Raw genomic sequence first — 17,225 nt, 5'->3', positions numbered from 1 at the left:
GTGATCCCGGACCCCCTCGACGCCTCCCTCGCGCCGGTGATCGGCCCGCGCACGGCCACCGCGGTCGAGAAGGCGTTCGGGTACCGCACCGTCGGCGAGCTGCTCGGCCACTACCCGCGCCGCTACGCGCAGCGCGGCGAGCTCACGGAGCTCTCGCGGCTCCCGGTCGGCGAGAGCGTCACGATCGTGGCGGAGGTGCGCGAGGTGCGGGAGCGGCCGATGCGCAACCGCCGCGGCTCGCTCCTGGAGGTCGTCATCTCGGACGGCACGGGCACGCTGTCGCTGACGTTCTTCGGGCAGCCGTGGCGGGCGGCGAAGCTCCGCCGCGGCGTGCGGGGGATCTTCGCGGGGACGGTCTCGATGTTCCGCGAGACGGTGCAGCTCACGCATCCCGACTACCGGCTCTTCGAGGACGAGGAGGCCGCGACCGCTGAGGCCGACAAGGGGTCGGCGCTGGCGAAGGACTGGGCCGAGCGCCCGATCCCGATCTACCCGGCGACGAGCGCGATCTCGAGCTGGCAGCTGCAGGCCGCGATCGGCGTGATCCTCGACGGTCTGCGCGACGTGCCCGATCCGATGCCGGAGTCGGTGCGCGCGAGTCGCTCGCTGATGCCGCTCGGCGAGGTGCTCGAGCTGATCCACCGTCCCGCGCGCGAGGGCGAGGAGAGGCGGGCGCGCGAGACGCTGCGGTTCCACGAGGCGTTCCTCCTGCAGCTCGCGCTCCTCGAGCGCCGGGCCGCCGCGAGGGCGACCCCCGCCACCCCTCGCGTGCCCGGGCCGGAAGGCTGGCTCGAGCGCTTCGACGCGGCGCTGCCGTTCTCGCTCACGGGCGACCAGCGCTCGGTCGGCGCCGAGATCGCCGCCGACCTCGCGGGCGAGAGCCCGATGTCGCGACTCGTGCAGGGCGAGGTGGGCTCGGGGAAGACCCTCGTGGCGCTGCGGGCGATGCTCGCGGCCGCCGAGAGCGGCGGGCAGGCCGCGCTGCTCGCGCCGACCGAGGTGCTCGCCGGGCAGCACCTGCGCTCGATCGTGCGGACGCTCGGGCCCGAGCTGTCCACCGCGCTCGTGCCGACCCTCCTGACGGGCGGTCTCGGAGCGGCGGAGCGGCGCGCGGCGCTCCTGCGGATCGTCTCGGGCACGGCGAAGATCGTCGTCGGCACCCACGCGCTGCTGGGCGACAAGGTCTCGTTCTACGATCTGGCGCTGGTCGTGATCGACGAGCAGCACCGCTTCGGAGTGGACCAGCGCGACGCTCTGCGGCGCAAGGGGGCGCAGCCGCCGCACGTGCTCGTGCTCACGGCCACGCCCATCCCGCGCACGGTCGCGATGACGGTGTTCGGCGATCTCGACACGTCCACGATCCGCGAGCTGCCGGCGGGGCGCCCGGGCATCACGAGCCACGTCGTGCCGCTCACCGACAAGCCGGGCCTCATCGCCCGGGCGTGGGAGCGCGCCGAGGAGGAGATCCGGCAGGGCCACCAGGTGTACCTCGTCTGCCCGGCCATCGAGCCCGGCGAGGTCGCGGAGGGCGCCGCGGCGACGGCTCCGGAGGAGGCGGCCACCCCGCTGTCGACGGTCGCGCAGACGCTCGAGGGCGTGCGGTCGCACGCCCTCCTCAAGCACCGCCGCTCGGCCGCCCTGCACGGACGGATGAGCGCGGAGGAGAAGGACGCGGTCATGCGCTCCTTCGCCGCGGGCGAGATCGACGTCCTCGTCTCGACGACCGTGATCGAGGTGGGGGTCGACGTGCCCAACGCGTCGATGATGATCGTGCTGGACGCCGAGCGCTTCGGCGTCTCGCAGCTGCACCAGCTGCGGGGGCGCATCGGGCGCGGCGGCGTACCGGGGGTGTGCCTCTTCGTCACGGCGGCGGAGGCGGGCACTACGGCCCGCGAGCGGGTCGAGGCCGTCGCCGCGACGCTCGACGGCTTCGAGCTCGCCGAGGTCGACCTCGAGCTGCGGCGGGAGGGCGACGTGCTGGGCGACTCGCAGTCCGGCGGCCGCTCCTCCCTCCGCCTGCTGCGCGTCGTGCAGGACGCGCACCTGATCGTCGAGGCCCGTGCCCTCGCCGAGCGGCTGCTCGAGGAGGACCCCTCGCTCTCGGCGCACGACCGGCTCCGCGCCGCGCTCGAGCGCCGCGTGCAGGACCGCGACCGCGAGTTCCTCGCGAAGAGCTGACCCCGGACGGGTGGCATCCGCTCCCGGGAGGGCGCCGGAGTCGGCCGGTACGCTGTCGGCATGGCCCGCATCGCCGTCGTCCCCGGCTCGTTCGACCCCGTCACCCTCGGCCACCTCGACGTCATCGAGCGCGCCGCCCGGCTGGTCGACGAGCTGCACGTGGTCGTCGTCCACAACCCGTCGAAGACCGCGCTGCTGCCCATCGCCCAGCGCGTCGCCCTGATCGAGCAGTCGATCAGGGAGGCGGGGATCGAGGGCTCGATCGTCGTCGCGTCGTGGAGCATGGGGCTGCTGGTCGACTACTGCGTCGACGTCGGCGCGAGCATCCTGGTGAAGGGAATCCGCTCGCAGGTCGACGTCGCCTACGAGACGCCGATGGCGATCGTGAACCGCAACCTCGCGCACGTCGAGACCGTCTTCCTCCTGCCCGACCCGGCGCACGCGCACGTCTCCTCCTCCCTCGTCCGGCAGGTGTCCTCGCTCGGCGGCGACGTCTCCCCGTACGTGCCTCCTGCGGTCGCGGCGTACCTCTCGGCCTGAGCGCCGCGTCGGGCGAGCGCTCGGGGCGGGGGAGAATGGAGCGATGAGTGCGACACGCGTCCAGGCCTGGGCCCTCGACGGGATCCCCGAGGTCTCGCCCGGTGACGACCTGCTCGAGCTGATCCTCGCGGCCGTCGCCGGCGCCGCCGAGGAGGACCGCCCGCGGGGCGGAGACGTGCTCGTCGTCACGAGCAAGATCGTCTCGAAGGCCGAGGGTCGCGTCGTCGCCGCCGAGGACCGCGAGGAGGCGATCACCGCCGAGACCGTGCGCGTCGTCGCCACCCGCGCTCACGCGCACGGGATCACCCGCATCGTCGAGAACCGGCTGGGCATCGTGCAGGCCGCCGCCGGCGTCGACGCCAGCAACGTCGCCGAGGGCACCGTGCTGCTGCTCCCCGTCGATCCCGACGCCTCGGCGCGGGCTCTGTGCGGGGGCCTCCGCGAGCGCCTCGGAGTCGAGGTGGGGGTCGTCGTCAGCGACACCCTCGGCCGCGCGTGGCGGGTCGGGCAGACCGACGCCGCGATCGGCGCGGCGGGACTGCACGTGATCGACGATCTGCGCGGCGCCGTCGACGCGCTCGGCCGCACCCTCGGTGTCACGATGCCCGCCGTCGCGGACGAGATCGCCGCGCTCGGCGACCTCGTGAAGGGCAAGTCGAGCGGGCGCCCGGTGGCGGTCGTGCGGGGGCTCGGGCGCTACGTGACCGGGCTGGAGGCGCCGGGCGCGCGGAGTCTCACCCGGACCGGGCCGGAGGACATGTTCCGCCTCGGAGCCGACGAGGCGTACGCCGAGGGCCGGGCGGCGGCTCGCGCGGAGCTCGGGGCGGCTCCGGAGTGACCGGCCGCTGGAGTGCCGTCGTGGTCTTCAAGGGCCGCGGCACGTCCAAGACCCGCCTCGAGCTCGAGGGGAGGGCGGCGCTCGCGGAGGCGTTCCTGCTCGACACGCTCGCGGCAGTCACCGCCGCGGAGCGCGTCGGGACGATCGTGCTCGTGACCTCGGACGAGGCCGCCGCCTCGCTCGCCCGGCACGAGACCCCCGGGCTCGTCGTCGTGCCCGATCCCGGCGCGCTGAACCCGGCGGTGACGGCCGGGATCGAGGCAGCCCTCCTCCTGGATCCCTCCGCGTCCGTCGTCGCCCTGACCGGCGACCTGCCGGCGCTCGATCCCGCGGCGCTCGACGAGGTGCTCGCGGCGGCCGCACCGCTGCCCGCCGTCGTCGCGGACCGCGCGGGAACCGGCACCACGGCGCTCCTGGTCGGGACGACGGAGCGCGTCGACCCGGCCTTCGGACCCGGATCCCTCGCCCGTCACCGGGCGGCGGGCTGCCGCGTCCTCGACGTCCCCGTCGGGTCGACCCTGCGACTCGACGTCGACACCCTCGAGGACCTGCGGGACGCGGAGGCGGTCGGAGTCGGCCCCCGGACCGCGCTCGTGCTCGCGGCGGCGGCCTGAGCTCAGTCGGCGAGCAGGCCCTGCTCGAACGCGTCCGTGAGCTCGCGGTCCAGGCGCAGCCCGACTCCGTCGACCGAGCGGATCGGCACGGCGCGGCGGGTGCTCGAGACGAGCCACGCGGAGTCGGCAGCGCCGAGGGCAGCGGCGGGCAGCTCCCGTCGCGCGGTCTCGAGTTCTCGACCGGCACCGATCGCCAGGATCCGGGCGACCGTCGTGCCGTCGAGGATGCCGGAGCCCGCAGAGGGCGTCAGCAGCGCACCTCCGGTGAGCAGCACCAGACTCGACGTCGCTCCCTCCAGGAGCAGCCCGTCGCTCGTGCGCCAGACGACGTCGTCGGCTCCGCGGCGGTGCGCCTCGCGCAGGGCGGCCCGGGTCACCGCGCCCGAGGTCGACTTGACGCCGCCGAGGAGCCACGGAGCCGACTCCTGCGCGCCGCTCGGGTAGCCGCGGTCGAGCACGACGACGGCGACCCCGTCGCGCCGGAGGGCGCTCGCGTCGGCGGTGGGCTCGGCGCGCACTGTGCAGCGGGCGGCGGAGGCGCGGTGGCTCGCGACCAGGCGCACCGACAGATCGTCGACGGCGTCGTGCTCGGCGACCGCGAGCGCCACCGCCGCTGTCCAGGCCGCCCGGGGCGGCAGGGCGAGGTCCACGGCCGCCGCGGACGCCTCCAGTCGGCTCAGGTGCTCGTCGAGACCGTGCGGGCGGCCCCGAATGACGGCGAGGGTCTCGAAGACGCCGTCGCCGCGCAGGTAGCCGGGCTCGTCGACCGCGACGAGTCCGCTCGAGGGATCGCGCAGGACGGCGGTGCCGGAGTCGTCGATCTCGACGAGGACGGGGGAGGTCATTCCCCCATCCTGGCCCGCGCGCCCGGTCAGCGCCCGTCGAGTCCTTCGCGGACGTCCTCGGGGGAGGAGAGCTCGCGGCGGAGCTCCTCTGGCCGCACGCGCGCGCTGCCGAGGACGTCCGCCGCAGCGAGCGAGGAGACGTCCAGCGCGGTGAGGGCGCCGATCTCGGCGACCGGCACCTGGAACGTCCTGAACGCCCCGGGGCCGGGGACCGCGCTCTCGCGGACGGTCTCGACGAGCTCCGACTGATCGAGGAGGTACGCGCTCGTCGCGAGGCCCTCGCCGTCCGGACTCCAGGCCGCGATCTTCCAGAACCGACGCGGGATGCCGACACCGCGGTAGACCGGATCGCCGTCGGCCAGCACGGGGCCGGTGAAGACGCTCAGTCGCGACCGCGAGGTCTGCGCGTACTCGAGCACGAAGTCCTCGAGCCCCAGCCACAGCTCCTTCGACTGGTTGAAACCGCTCGCCTGCGGGGCCGCGTTCGTGTAGCAGAAGCTGTCGTAGTTGGCCGCGCGGGCCTCGGCAGGCGCGCCCCACACCGGATCGCGGCGACGGACGAGGTGCCCGCGGTCGAGGTCGTTGCGGGCGTAGACCTCGGGACCGGTCTGCTCCGACTCCGGCACCCGGTCGTCGAGGTGCCAGTCGTCGCCGCGCCCGAGGTCGAGCAGCGCCGCCCCGTCGATGTTCACCGCGGTCGAGAGCGCGAGGCGCCGCACCGGATCCAGCAGGACCTCGAAGTGCGTGTACGCCAGCACGCGGACCGGGCGGTCGGCCGAGGGAGCCGGCGCGACGAGCGGCGCACCGAGGAACGCCGGGTCGAATCCGGTGCTCATCCGTCGACGTCCGGGGTCGCGGTCGCCGTCGGGACCGCGGTGGCCGTGGCGGTGGGCTCCGGCACCGGCGTCCCGGTCGCGGCCGGAGCCGTCGCGGTGGCGGTCGGCGTCGGCTCCTGCGTCTCGGGCGCCGGGGCGGGCACCTGGGAGCCGTTGCTGATCAGGAGCGTGATGCTCGAGTAGCGCGCGATGGCGGTGCCCGAGGCGGGGTCCGTTCCGGCGACCGTGCCGGCGGGAGCGGCCGAGTCGACGGTGGCGCCCTCCTCCACGTCGAACCCGAGGTCCTCGAGGACGTCCGTCGCGGAGTCGACCGATCGGCCGGTCACGTTCGGGATGGTCACCTGGCGGCCGTTCAGCAGGGCCGAGCTGGGGTCGGCGAAGTCGTCGCCGCCGTACTTCTCGTCGGCCCGGGTCATCACCGCGTTCCAGATGTAGTGGCGGAGGTTGGAGGCGTAGGCGCGGTTCCCGGTCTCGGTGCTGCGCACGCGCACCTGGCGCATGGAGGCGTCGCCGGTGATGTTGCCGACCCAGACCACCGTGGCGACCCTCGTCGACGCGCCGTCCATCCAGGTGTGGATCGCGTCGTCGGTCGTGCCGGTCTTGCCGATGTGCTCGATGCCGTCGTCGGGATCGGACGCGGCGGCGGTGCCGCCGGTCACCACGTCCTGCAGCGCGTCGTTCGCTACCGCGGTGAGCTCGGGGGAGAGGGCCTGCGTGCAGGTCGACACGGGCGCCTGCACGGGCGCGCCCGCCGCATCGGTGATGGTGTCGATCGCGATCGCGGTGCAGGCGGCGCCGTTGTTGGCGAAGCCGGCGAAGGCGGTCGCCATCGAGAGCGGGGCGATCTGGTCGGCCGAGCCGAGGATGGCCGACGGGAGGTACTGCAGCTGCGCACCGGACGCCGTCTTCACGCCGAAGGCGGCCGCCTGGTCGCGGATCGCGCACAGGTCCAGCTGCTGGGCCATCGCCACGTAGACGGTGTTGATGGAGCGCATCGTGCCCTGCAGCACGCTGAAGACGCCGGTCTCGTCGTCGTCGTTGCTCACCGGGAACTCGCCGTACCACTCGCCGTCGGGAGCGCACGACGCGGGGAACTCCTCGAAGGTCCGCTCGCGGCCGTTCACCGTCTCGTAGATGGTGTGACCGTTCGCGATCCACTGCGCGAGCGTGAAGACCTTGTAGGTCGATCCGACCTGGAACCCGTTCGAGCCGCCGTACGCCGTATCGGTGTTGAAGTTGATGGCCGAGAAGTTCTCGCCGTTCACCGAACCGGCCGCGTCGTAGTCCTTGTTCTGCACCATCGCGAGGATCCGACCCGTGCCGACCTCCATCGAGACCGTCGAGCTGCCGATGTTCACCTCGTCGATCGGGGTCTTCGGCACCCACTCGTTCGTCGCGGCGGTGGCGACGTCCTGCAGATCGCGGTCGAGGGTCGTGTAGATCTTGTAGCCGCCGCGCTGGAAGTTCGCCAGGCGCGTCGCCTCGTCGGCGCCGAACGCCGGATCGTTCTGGATGACCCGCGAGACGTAGTCGCAGAAGAAGGCGGCGTTCCCGGCGGTCTGGCAGCCGGTGGGCGTCTCCTTGATCGCGGGCACGACCTCCTCCGCGACCGCGGCGTCGTGGTCGGCCTGCGAGATCTTCCCCTCCTCGAGCATGCGGCCCAGCACGTAGTCGCGGCGCTCCTTGTTCGCGGGGATGTTCTCGGGCACGTCGATGCGGAGCCCGTTGGGGTTGTTGACCGTGGCGATGAGGCTCGCGGACTGCGCGAGCGTGAGAGCGGAGGCGGTGGTCGAGAAGTAGTACTCGGCCGCGGCCTGGATGCCGTACACCTGACCGCCGAAGCCGGCGATGTTGAGGTAGCCCAGCAGGATGTCGTCCTTGCTGTACTTCTTCTCGAGGTCGACGGCGAGCTTCATCTCCTTGAGCTTGCGCGCCGGAGTGGTGGCGGTGGCCTCGTCGTACGCCGCCTGCGAGGCCGCCGGGTCGCTCAGCGCCTCGGCCTGCTGGATGAGCACGTTCTTGACGTACTGCTGCGTGATCGACGAGCCGCCCTGCAGGTCGCCGCCGATCACGTTGCTCACGACGGCGCGGATGGTGCCCTGCAGGTCCACTCCGCCGTGCTCGTAGAACCGCGGGTCCTCGGTCGCGAGGGCGGCGTCCTTGACGGACTGGGCGACCTGGTCGAAGGCCACCTCCTCGCGGTTCTGCGCGTAGAAGGAGGCGAGGAGGCCGTCGGTGCCGTCGGCGTTCTTCGCGTAGATCTCGGTCTTCTGGGCGAGCTGGCCCAGCTCGAGGTACTCGGGCACCGTCTCGAACAGGCCGATCGGATTGTTCGAGGCGAGACCGGTGACGGCGAGAGCGGGGGTGACGCCGACCGTGATCAGCAGACCACCGGCGACGCTCGCCCCGACGATCCCGAGGACGCGGGCGAGCACGCCGCCGCGGGCGGTTCCTTGCGCAGACATGGCTACGAGAGTAGGCGACGAGCCTGAGGAGCGCTCGCCGGAGCGCCCGGGAGTAGCGTGAGCGGATGAGCCGGACCCGCACGTGACCGCCGCCGCACCCGCCTCGCCCGAGGAGGAGCGCCGCCGCCGGGCCGTCCTCGTCGTCGCGATCCTCGCCTCCTTCGTCGCCTTCCTCGACGGCACCGTGGTCAACGTCGCCCTGCCCGCGATCACCGACGAGCTCGGCGGCGGGCTGGCCGTCCAGCAGTGGGTGGTCGACGGCTACCTGATCACCCTCGGCGCGCTGATCCTGGTCGCGGGGTCGCTCGCGGACCGCATCGGCCGGGCCCGCAGCATGATGATCGGCCTGGTCGGCTTCGGAGTCACGTCGCTGCTCTGCGCCGTCGCCCCGACCGCGGAGGTGCTGATCGTCGCGCGGATGCTGCAGGGCGCGGCCGGCGCGATCCTCGTGCCGAGCTCGCTGGCCCTGATCATCGCCACGGTGCGCGGTGCCGCGCAGGCGACGACGATCGGCGCGTGGACCGCGTGGACCGGGACCGCCACGATCGCGGGCCCGGTGCTCGGCGGACTGCTCGTGGACGCGGGCTCCTGGCGCTACGTCTTCGCGCTCAACGTGCTCCCGATCCTCGTGACGATCGTGCTCCTGCGCCGCCTCGGGCACGTCGACACCGGCAGCAGGGTGCCGATCGACGGGGTGGGCGCGGTCCTCGGGATCGTCGGGCTCGGCGGTCCGGTCTTCGCGCTGATCGAGCAGGAGCGGCTCGGCGCCACGGATCCGCTCGTGCTGGGAGCGCTCGTCGTCGGGCTCGCGGCGCTCGTGGCGTTCGTCGTCTGGGAGCGGCGGGCACCGCATCCGATGCTGCCCCTCTCGCTGTTCGCCTCGCGCAACTTCACCGTCGGCAACGTCGCGACCGCGTTCGTCTACGGCGCGCTCTCGTTCGGATTCTTCGCCCTCGGGCTGTTCCTCCAGCAGAGCCTCGGCTTCTCGGCCACGCTCGCCGGACTCGCCACCCTGCCGCCGACGATCCTGCTGCTGCTCTTCTCGCAGGTGTCCGGATCGTTGTCGGCCCGCTTCGGACCTCGGCTGTTCATGGGGCTCGGGCCGCTCGTCGCCGGCGGCGGGTTCCTCCTGATGGTCGGGGTCCGCGAGCCGGCGGACTACCTCACCCAGCTGCTGCCGGGGATCCTGCTGTTCGGTCTCGGGCTCGCGGTCACGGTCGCTCCGCTGACGTCGACGATCCTGGGCGCAGTGGCGAGCGAGCACAGCGGAGTCGGCTCCGCCGTGAACAACGCGGTGTCGCGGATCGCGGGGCTGGTCGCGATCGCAGCGACCACCCTGGTGGTCGGCGACACGCTCGACGACGGCGGCTTCTCGCGCGCGGCGTTGGCGACGGCGGTCCTGCTGATCCTCGGCGGACTGGTCTCGCTGCTGGGGATCCGGAACCCGGCGCGCGAGCCCGCATCCGCCACGCCCGGGCCGTCGGAAAATTAGTTGTAGCTACATGGAATAGCCGGATCCTCGATACGCTTGCATGTATCGGACGGGGAGCAGCTCTCCGCATCGACCACATCCTCGAGGAGTAATCATGACCGACACGCTTTCCATCCCCGGTTACAAGGCCGGCTCCTGGGTCATCGACCCCACGCACAGCGAGGTCGCCTTCAGCGTCCGCCACCTCATGATCAGCAAGGTCAAGGGCAAGTTCGAGCGCTTCACCGCGACGTTCACCACCGGTGAGAACGCGCTCGACTCGACCGTCGAGGCCACCGCCGAGGTCGCCTCCATCAACACCAACGAGCCCAACCGCGACGGACACCTCCGCACCGGCGACTTCTTCGAGGCCGAGACCTACCCCGAGATCCACTTCGCCTCGACCGGTGTGCGCGCGAACGGCGACGACTTCCTCGTCGACGGGAACCTCACCATCAAGGGCGTCACCAAGCCCGTCACCTTCGAGGTCGAGTTCGGCGGCTTCGGCACCGACCCCTACGGCAACTACAAGGCCGGTCTGACCGCGAAGACCACCATCGACCGCACCGACTTCGGCCTCACCTACAACGCCGCGCTCGAGACCGGCGGCGTCCTCATCGGCGAGAAGGTCACCATCACCCTCGACCTTCAGGCCGCGCACCAGGCGTAGTCCGCTCCGTCCGCTCCGACGCCGTCCGCTCCCACGGGAGTCGGACGGCGTCGGCGTTCCCGGGGGAGCGCGACCGAGCGGTCAGAGCAGTCCGAGCTCCGTCAGCTGCTCGGCGATGCCGGCGCCGTCCGGCGCGTAGACCCAGTGGGTGCCGCTGGTCTCGGAGCGGTCGGCCGCCTTCGAGCGGCCACCGGCCAGCACGGCCTCACCCGTCGACAGCTGCCGGATCGCGATCGCCGCGACCTTGTCGGGGTGCTCGCTAGCGAAGTCCGAGTAGATCTCCTCGTCGTGCTGGCCGTCGTCGCCGACCAGCAGCCACTGCACGTCCGGGAACTCGGCGGCCAGGCGGCGGAGGTTCTGCTCCTTGTGCTGCTTGCCGCTGCGGAACCAGCGGTCGTGCGTCGGACCCCAGTCGGTCAGCAGCAGCGCGCCGGCGGGGTAGAGGTGGCGCGAGAGGAAGCGAGTGAGCGCCGGAGCGACGTTCCAGGCTCCCGTGGAGAGGTAGATGACGGGCGAGCCGTCGTTCTGCCGCGAGAAGCGGTCGAGGAAGACCGCCATGCCCGGCGTGGGCATCCGCGCGTGCTCGTTCAGCACGAAGGTGTTCCACGCGGCGATGAAGGGGCGGGGGAGCGCGGTGACCATGACCGTGTCGTCGATGTCCGAGACGACGCCGATGCGCGCCTCCGGCCGCACGATGAACACGGGGGCCTCGACCGGCTTCGCGTCGGCCGTGGTGAAGGTGATCGTGTGCCAGCCGGGCTCGAGCGTGATCGGGATGTCGGAGTCGACCACGCCGCCGCGGTCGGCCACGATGTCGTGCCGCTGCCCGTCGACCTCGACGGACACGACGGCTCCGCTCACGAAGACGCTCGTGAAGCTCCGCCAGCCGCGCACGCCCTCGACCGGCCGCACCTCCTCGGATCCGGGAGGGGTCGGCCGCGTGTAGAGGACACGGGCGAGCACGCGGAGCTGCCCGGTCGAGCCGTAGCCGGTGTAGGGGATCACGCGGGCGACGTAGCCGCGGCGCTTCACGCGGCGCATCCGGAAGCGGTGGATCGCGTCCTCGAGGCGTGCGGCGCGGTGCATGACCTCGGCCGCTCCCGCGCTCATGGGCTTGCTTGCAGGCGTCAGCGGCATCCGCCCAGTCTGGCAGACGGTGCCTCCCGCCGCCGAGTGCTCCCGGCGGCGCCGGTCAGAGGGGCCGGATGAGCTCGGGGCCGTTGTTCGACACGGTGCCGACCGCCGGGCCGACCTCCGCGATCCCGAGCTCCTCGGCCAGCTCCGCCGCGCCGTCGGCGGCCGCGCGCAGCAGCGAGCCGTCGGGCTCCGCCAGCGGGTCGAGCCAGTCCTCGATGAGCTCCGGCTGCAGCAGCACCGGCATCCGCTCGTGCACGTCGGTGAGGGCACCCGCCGACGGGCGGGTGAGGATCGTGGCCGACAGCAGCCACGGCGAGCCGGGTGCCGCCGCGCGCCACCACTCGTACACGCCCGCGAAGAGCACCAGGGAGTCGCCACCGGGAGAGACGAAGACCGGGGTCTTCGCGCCGTCGGCGCCGACGCGCCACTCGTACCAGCCGGAGGCGGGCACGATCGCCCGGCGGGCGGCGTAGGACTCGCGGAAGGCCGGCTTCTCGGCGACCGACTCGATCCGCGCGTTGAAGAGCGGCGCACCGGCCGACGGGTCGGCCGCGGAACGGGGCACGAGGCCCCAGCGGGCCCCGGCCAGGCGCCGCCTCGGCGGGCTGCCCTCCTCGACGCCCTTCATCGACTCGGCGACCACCGGGATCCGCTGCGTCGGCGCGATGTTCCACGACGGGCCGGGCAGGTCCTCGCCGACATCGTCGATGTCGAAGAGCGCGACGAGGTCGGCCGTGGTCTGCGAGAGGACGAAGCGTCCGCACATGGGTCCTCCTGATGAGGGCGGTCCGTCCGAGCGCGGCGTCGCCCTTCGGGGGGCGACAAACACGAGGGACATTCGGCGAAGTGACGCGGACGGCGTGTCCGCGTGCGTACGATTGTAGGAACCGTCAGCGAAGGAGCCCGCCGTGCCTCTAGGAAATCTCGTGGATCGACCCTTCGGCGAATCCCCCCAGGTCCGGAACGAGCCCGTCCAGGTCCGCAGCGCCGCGCGCCTCGCCTCGCTCCTCGATGCCGCCGCCGCGGTCGTCGACGAGGTCGGCTTCGACCGGCTGACGACCGCCATGGTCGCCGAGCGCGCCGGTGCCGCGATCGGCACCGTCTACCGCTACTTCCCCGACCGCATCGCGGTGCTGCAGGCCCTGCGCGAGCGCGCGCTCGAGCGCTTCCGCAAGAAGGTCATCACCGAGATCCGCGACACCCACCCCGACAACTGGTGGGGCGCCGTCGACTGCGCGGTCGACGCCTTCTGCGACATGCACCGCACCGAGGCGGGCTTCCGCTCGATCCGGTTCGTCGACACCATCCACGCCCCCGAGGTCGCGGGCGAGGCGTTCGAGGCCGGGTTCTTCGCGCGCCGCTTCGCCGAGATCCTCGCCTCCGAGTACGGACTGCCGGGCGGCGCCCAGCTCTCGTTCCGCCTCGAGGTCACGGTCGAGGTGGCCGACGCCCTGCTCACCCGGGCGTTCCTGATCGACCCGAACGGCGACCAGCGCTTCATCGACGAGAGCCGCGCGCTGCTGCGCAACTACCTGTCGATGCACTACGGGCCCGTCGAGGGCTGACGCGGCCCGGTCCCTTCGGCGCTTAGTCCCTCCGGGGCCGGATCGCAACACTCCGCCATCCGGTTGGCGGCCGTCTCCGAATGATGTTTTGCTGACTGCCGGGTTCCCAGGGGGCCTCGGTCCGGGACGGGCTCGGTACAGCGGAGCGAGGGCAGGCACAGGCGTGATCGAATTCCGCGGAGTGAGCAAGCAGTACCCGGACGGCACCCGGGCGGTCGACGACTTCTCGCTCGTCCTCCCGTCGCGGCGCACCACCGTCTTCGTCGGCTCGTCCGGCTGCGGCAAGACCACGATCCTCCGGATGATCAACCGCATGATCGAGCCCACCGGCGGCACGATCGAGATCGACGGCGAGGACATCTCGACGCTCCCCGCCGTGGCGCTGCGCCGGCGCATCGGCTACGTCATGCAGAACTCGGGCCTCCTGCCGCACAGGAGGGTCGTGGACAACATCGCGACCGTTCCGCGGCTGAACGGGGTCGCGAAGCGCACCGCCCACGACCGCGCGCTCGAGTTGATGGACACGGTGGGCCTGGACCGCTCTCTCGCCGCGCGCTACCCGAGCCAGCTCTCGGGCGGCCAGCAGCAGCGCGTCGGAGTCGCCCGCGGCCTCGCCGTCGACCCCAACATCCTGCTGATGGACGAGCCCTTCGGCGCCGTCGACCCGCTCGTGCGCGCCGATCTGCAGCGCGAGACCCTCCGCCTGCAGCGCGAGCTCGACAAGACCGTCGTCTTCGTCACCCACGACATCGACGAGGCGTTCCTCCTCGGCGATCAGGTCGTGATCCTCGAGAAGGGCGGCCGGATCGCGCAGAAGGGCTCGCCCGCCGAGATCCTCGCCGCCCCTGCGAGCGACTTCGTCGCCGGGTTCATCGGCGCCGACCGCGGCAAGCGCTCGCTGCACATCGAGGAGCGCGACGGCGCGCGACTCGTCGTCGACGGCGACGGGCGGGCGACCGGGGTGCTCCGGCCCGCGGACGGCGGCACCGCGTGAACTGGGTCGTCAACAACGTCGACTCGATCGTCGCGAACCTGATCGCGCACCTGGTCCTCTCGGTGCCGCCGATCCTGCTGTCGTTCGTGATCTCGGTGCCGTTCGGCTGGTTCGCCAACCGGTACCGCTGGAGTCGCGGCACGCTACTCACCGCGCTCGGGGTGCTCTACGCGATCCCGTCGCTGGCGATGTTCATCCTGCTGCCGGCCGTGCTGGGCATCCCGCTGCGCTCGACCGCGAACGTGATCATCGGCTTGACCCTCTACGGCATCGCCCTCATGGTCCGCACGACCGCGGACGCGCTCTCGGCGGTGTCGGAGGACGTGATCCAGTCGGCGACGGCGATGGGCTACTCCGCCTGGGCCCGGTTCTGGAAGGTCGAGTTCCCGCTCGCCGGCCCCGTGCTCCTCTCGGGACTGCGCGTGGTCACCGTCAGCACGGTCAGCCTCGTGACGGTCGGCGCCGTGCTCGGCATCCAGAGCCTGGGGCTGCTGTTCACCGACGGCTTCCAGCGCGGCATCACGGGAGAGATCGTCTCGGGCATCGTCCTCACCATCGCGCTGGCGCTCGCGCTCGACGCGCTCCTGGTCCTCCTCGGCCGCCTGCTGATGCCGTGGACCGCGGCCGACCGCACCCGCTCGGCGCGCAGGGCGCCGGCCGACCGGACGGCGGTGTCGGCGTGAACCTCATCCTCGACGCGTTCGCCTGGATCGGCGACCCGGAGCACTGGACCGGGATCTACGGGATCCCCACCCGCGTGGCGCAGCACCTGGGCATCAGCCTGCTCGTGCTCGTGATCGCCGCGGTGATCGCGATCCCGATCGGCTACCTCATCGGCCACACCGGCAAGGGCAAGGGCATCGCCGTCCCGGTCGCGGGCGGACTGCGCGCCCTGCCGACGCTGGGCGTCCTGGTGCTCGCGGCCATGAGCCTCGGACTCGGGCTCGGCGCGCCGCTGATCGCGCTCGTCATCCTGGCGATCCCGTCGATCCTCGCCGGCGCCTACTCCGGCCTCGAGGCGGTCGACCGGCGCACCGTCGACGCCGCCCGCTCGGTCGGCATGACGGAGTGGCAGATCCTGACGAAGGTCGAGATCCCGCTCGGGCTGCCGCTGCTGATGGGCGGCCTCCGCTCGGCGACACTGCAGATCATCGCCACCGCCACGCTCGCCGACTTCATCGGCGCCGGTGGCCTCGGCCGCTACATCTTCCAGGGCGTGAAGGCGGGGGACTACCCGCAGATGCTCGCCGGGTCGATCATCGTCATCGTGCTCACTCTGATCAGCGAGGTCGTCTACGCCGTCCTCCAGCGGGTGGCCGTCCCGCGCGGAGTGGTCCTGGGTCTCGCCGGCAGCGCCGCCGGCCGTTCGAGCATCCGCGCCTCGTCGCCCCGACGACGCGCGGTGGTGGGGAATCCCACCGAGGAGAGGAAATAGCAATGTTCACAGCACACTTCACGAAGGGCCGTGTCGCGCTGGGCGCACTCGCGGTCGGTGCCGTCGTGGCACTGGCAGGGTGTTCCTCGAGCGATCCGCTGGACGAGGGATCGGGTGCCGCCGAGGGCGGCGACACGATCGTCATCGGCTCGCAGGACTACTACTCGAACGAGATCGTCGCCGAGATCTACGCGCAGGCGCTGGAGGACGGCGGCTTCACCGTGCAGCGCGACTTCCGCATCGGCCAGCGCGAGATCTACCTCCCCGAGATCGAGAGCGGATCGATCGACGTCTTCCCCGAGTACGGCGGCAGCCTGCTCCAGGCGCTCGAGCCCGACACGACCGCGACCACGGCCGACGACGTGTACTCGGCTCTGACCGAGGCGCTGCCCGACGGCCTGCGCGCTCTGGACGCGGCCGACGCCAGCGACCAGAACTCGTACACCGTGACCCAGGCCTTCGCCGACCAGTGGGGCCTCACCGACATCGCCTCGCTCTCCTCGGTGACCGACCCGATCGTGCTGGGCGGCAACTCCGAGCTGCAGACCCGCCCCTACGGACCGGACGCGCTGCTCGAGAAGTACGGCGTCGAGACCACCTTCCAGGCGATCGAGGACAGCGGCGGATCGACCACCGTCGACGCGCTGACCAGCAACCAGATCCAGCTGGCGAACATCTACACCGCCGACCCGAACATCGAGTCGAACGACCTGCTGCCCCTCGAGGACCCGGACGGACTCTTCGTGGCCGACAACGTGGTGCCGATCGTCTCCGACAAGGTCGAGGACGACGCGGCCGAGGTCCTGAACGAGGTCAGCGCGAAGCTGACCGCCGAGGACCTGGTCTCGCTCAACTCCGAGAGCGTCAACGAGCAGAAGTCGGCCGCGTCCATCGCGACCGAGTGGCTCACCTCGGCCGGCCTGCTGGGCTGACCCGGGGCACGATGCCCTGATCGGCTCCGGCCGATCGCACCGCGCAGAGGCGCGTCACTCGTCGAGGTGGCGCGCCTCTGCTCGTGAGAGCAGCTTCTTGCCGCAGACGACGAGCAGGACGAAGAGCACGATCACGCCGACGAAGAGGTAGCCGGCCCAGTGCAGCGTGTCCGCGAGCTCGCGGTACCCGCCGGCGACGGCCGTGCCGACCCCGACGTAGGCGAAGGACCAGATGACGCACGCGGGTGCCGTCCAGGCCATGAAGGTGCGGTAGGTCATGCCGCTCATCCCCACCGTGAGGGGGATGAGCGAGTGCAGCACCGGGAGGAAGCGCGAGAGGAACACCGCGATCCCGCCGCGCCGCGCGAGGTAGCGTTCGGCGCGCAGCCAGTTCTTCTCGCCGAGGCGCCGCCCCAGGCGCGAGGCGCGGATCCGCGGCCCGAAGAAGCGGCCGAGCGCGAAGCCGACCGACTCGCCTCCGAGCGCCCCGAGGATCACCGTGAGGGCGAGCGCCAGGAACTGCAGGGGAGTGGTGACGCCGGTCGCGCTGACGATGACGACCGTGTCGCCGGGCACGATCAGCCCCGCGAGGATCGTCGTCTCGAGGAAGATGGCGAGGCCCGCCAGGAGCGTGCGCCACACGGGCGGCACCGCGACGACGAAGTCGAGGATCGCACTCAGCGCGTCGTTCATCCGGACCCGGGC

17 protein-coding genes are annotated in these 17,225 nt (G+C 72.2%); 11 read left to right on the top strand and 6 right to left on the bottom strand.

Annotated features, from left to right (window positions below):
- The 4 genes from LRG51_RS04000 to cofC are packed head-to-tail and all read left to right on the top strand — an operon-like array spanning position 1 to position 4,170.
- A complete protein-coding gene (locus LRG51_RS04000) occupies positions 1 to 2,178 on the top strand; it encodes an ATP-dependent DNA helicase RecG (RefSeq protein WP_442966649.1) in 2,178 nt (725 codons plus the stop codon).
- Positions 2,179 to 2,238: 60 nt separating this feature from the next.
- A complete protein-coding gene (gene coaD, locus LRG51_RS03995) occupies positions 2,239 to 2,718 on the top strand; it encodes a pantetheine-phosphate adenylyltransferase (RefSeq protein WP_055792997.1) in 480 nt (159 codons plus the stop codon).
- Positions 2,719 to 2,761: 43 nt separating this feature from the next.
- A complete protein-coding gene (locus LRG51_RS03990) occupies positions 2,762 to 3,556 on the top strand; it encodes a coenzyme F420-0:L-glutamate ligase (RefSeq protein ID WP_055792994.1) in 795 nt (264 codons plus the stop codon).
- The gene (cofC, locus tag LRG51_RS03985) at positions 3,553 to 4,170 is read left to right on the top strand and encodes a 2-phospho-L-lactate guanylyltransferase (protein WP_055792990.1); all 618 of its coding nucleotides are present in this window, start codon (positions 3,553 to 3,555) and stop codon (positions 4,168 to 4,170) included. The genes LRG51_RS03990 and cofC overlap by 4 nt, the downstream gene beginning before the upstream one ends.
- A 2-nt stretch (positions 4,171 to 4,172) precedes the next feature.
- Here cofC and LRG51_RS03980 read toward each other — a convergent pair whose 3' ends face one another.
- Genes LRG51_RS03980 through LRG51_RS03970 form a run of 3 tightly spaced genes read right to left on the bottom strand, consistent with a single transcriptional unit; the run spans position 4,173 to position 8,316 of the window.
- Positions 4,173 to 5,015, bottom strand: a complete 843-nt coding sequence (locus LRG51_RS03980; RefSeq protein ID WP_055792987.1) for an aminotransferase class IV — start codon at positions 5,013 to 5,015, stop codon at positions 4,173 to 4,175.
- 26 nt (positions 5,016 to 5,041) lie between these two features.
- A complete protein-coding gene (locus tag LRG51_RS03975) occupies positions 5,042 to 5,851 on the bottom strand; it encodes a DNA/RNA non-specific endonuclease (protein ID WP_055792985.1) in 810 nt (269 codons plus the stop codon).
- Complete coding sequence (locus tag LRG51_RS03970) at positions 5,848 to 8,316, bottom strand: transglycosylase domain-containing protein (protein WP_082481495.1); 2,469 nt, start codon at positions 8,314 to 8,316, stop codon at positions 5,848 to 5,850. The genes LRG51_RS03975 and LRG51_RS03970 overlap by 4 nt, the downstream gene beginning before the upstream one ends.
- A gap of 82 nt (positions 8,317 to 8,398) precedes the next feature.
- Between LRG51_RS03970 and LRG51_RS03965 the strand changes: the two genes are divergently transcribed.
- Together LRG51_RS03965 and LRG51_RS03960 are read left to right on the top strand one after the other, a co-directional pair.
- Positions 8,399 to 9,808, top strand: a complete 1,410-nt coding sequence (locus LRG51_RS03965; protein WP_055792979.1) for a DHA2 family efflux MFS transporter permease subunit — start codon at positions 8,399 to 8,401, stop codon at positions 9,806 to 9,808.
- A gap of 94 nt (positions 9,809 to 9,902) precedes the next feature.
- On the top strand, positions 9,903 to 10,457 hold the full coding sequence (locus tag LRG51_RS03960; RefSeq protein WP_230671285.1) for a YceI family protein: 555 nt from the start codon (positions 9,903 to 9,905) through the stop codon (positions 10,455 to 10,457).
- 81 nt (positions 10,458 to 10,538) lie between these two features.
- Here the strand turns inward: LRG51_RS03960 and LRG51_RS03955 are convergent, their stop codons facing one another.
- Together LRG51_RS03955 and LRG51_RS03950 are read right to left on the bottom strand one after the other, a co-directional pair.
- Positions 10,539 to 11,594, bottom strand: coding sequence for an App1 family protein (locus LRG51_RS03955; protein WP_055792970.1), 1,056 nt, complete (start codon positions 11,592 to 11,594; stop codon positions 10,539 to 10,541).
- 55 nt (positions 11,595 to 11,649) lie between these two features.
- Positions 11,650 to 12,360: an SOS response-associated peptidase gene (locus LRG51_RS03950; protein WP_230671283.1), complete on the bottom strand. Its 711-nt coding sequence runs from the start codon at positions 12,358 to 12,360 to the stop codon at positions 11,650 to 11,652.
- 160 nt (positions 12,361 to 12,520) lie between these two features.
- Between LRG51_RS03950 and LRG51_RS03945 the strand changes: the two genes are divergently transcribed.
- From LRG51_RS03945 to LRG51_RS03925, 5 genes are all read left to right on the top strand, one after another.
- On the top strand, positions 12,521 to 13,159 hold the full coding sequence (locus LRG51_RS03945) for a TetR/AcrR family transcriptional regulator (RefSeq protein WP_230671281.1): 639 nt from the start codon (positions 12,521 to 12,523) through the stop codon (positions 13,157 to 13,159).
- 163 nt (positions 13,160 to 13,322) lie between these two features.
- Entirely contained in the window at positions 13,323 to 14,153 is an 831-nt protein-coding gene (locus LRG51_RS03940) for an ABC transporter ATP-binding protein (protein ID WP_230671279.1), read from the top strand.
- Positions 14,150 to 14,836 (top strand): ABC transporter permease, encoded by a 687-nt coding sequence (locus LRG51_RS03935; RefSeq protein WP_055792959.1) that lies wholly within the window; start codon positions 14,150 to 14,152, stop codon positions 14,834 to 14,836. The genes LRG51_RS03940 and LRG51_RS03935 overlap by 4 nt, the downstream gene beginning before the upstream one ends.
- Complete coding sequence (locus tag LRG51_RS03930; protein ID WP_055793228.1) at positions 14,833 to 15,588, top strand: ABC transporter permease; 756 nt, start codon at positions 14,833 to 14,835, stop codon at positions 15,586 to 15,588. Before LRG51_RS03935 ends, LRG51_RS03930 begins: the two co-directional genes overlap by 4 nt.
- 2 nt (positions 15,589 to 15,590) lie before the next feature.
- Complete coding sequence (locus LRG51_RS03925) at positions 15,591 to 16,520, top strand: ABC transporter substrate-binding protein (RefSeq protein ID WP_230671277.1); 930 nt, start codon at positions 15,591 to 15,593, stop codon at positions 16,518 to 16,520.
- Between the two features lie 54 nt (positions 16,521 to 16,574).
- Here LRG51_RS03925 and LRG51_RS03920 read toward each other — a convergent pair whose 3' ends face one another.
- Positions 16,575 to 17,213, bottom strand: a complete 639-nt coding sequence (locus LRG51_RS03920) for a DedA family protein (protein ID WP_230671275.1) — start codon at positions 17,211 to 17,213, stop codon at positions 16,575 to 16,577.
- Between the last annotated feature and the right edge of the window lie 12 nt (positions 17,214 to 17,225).

Origin of the sequence: Rathayibacter sp. Leaf248 (assembly GCF_920939495.1) — a bacterium.
Classification (GTDB): Bacteria; Actinomycetota; Actinomycetes; order Actinomycetales; family Microbacteriaceae; genus Rathayibacter; species Rathayibacter caricis.
The sequence above is the reverse complement of the archived record's forward strand: the minus strand, read 5'-3'. Positions and strand labels throughout refer to the sequence as shown.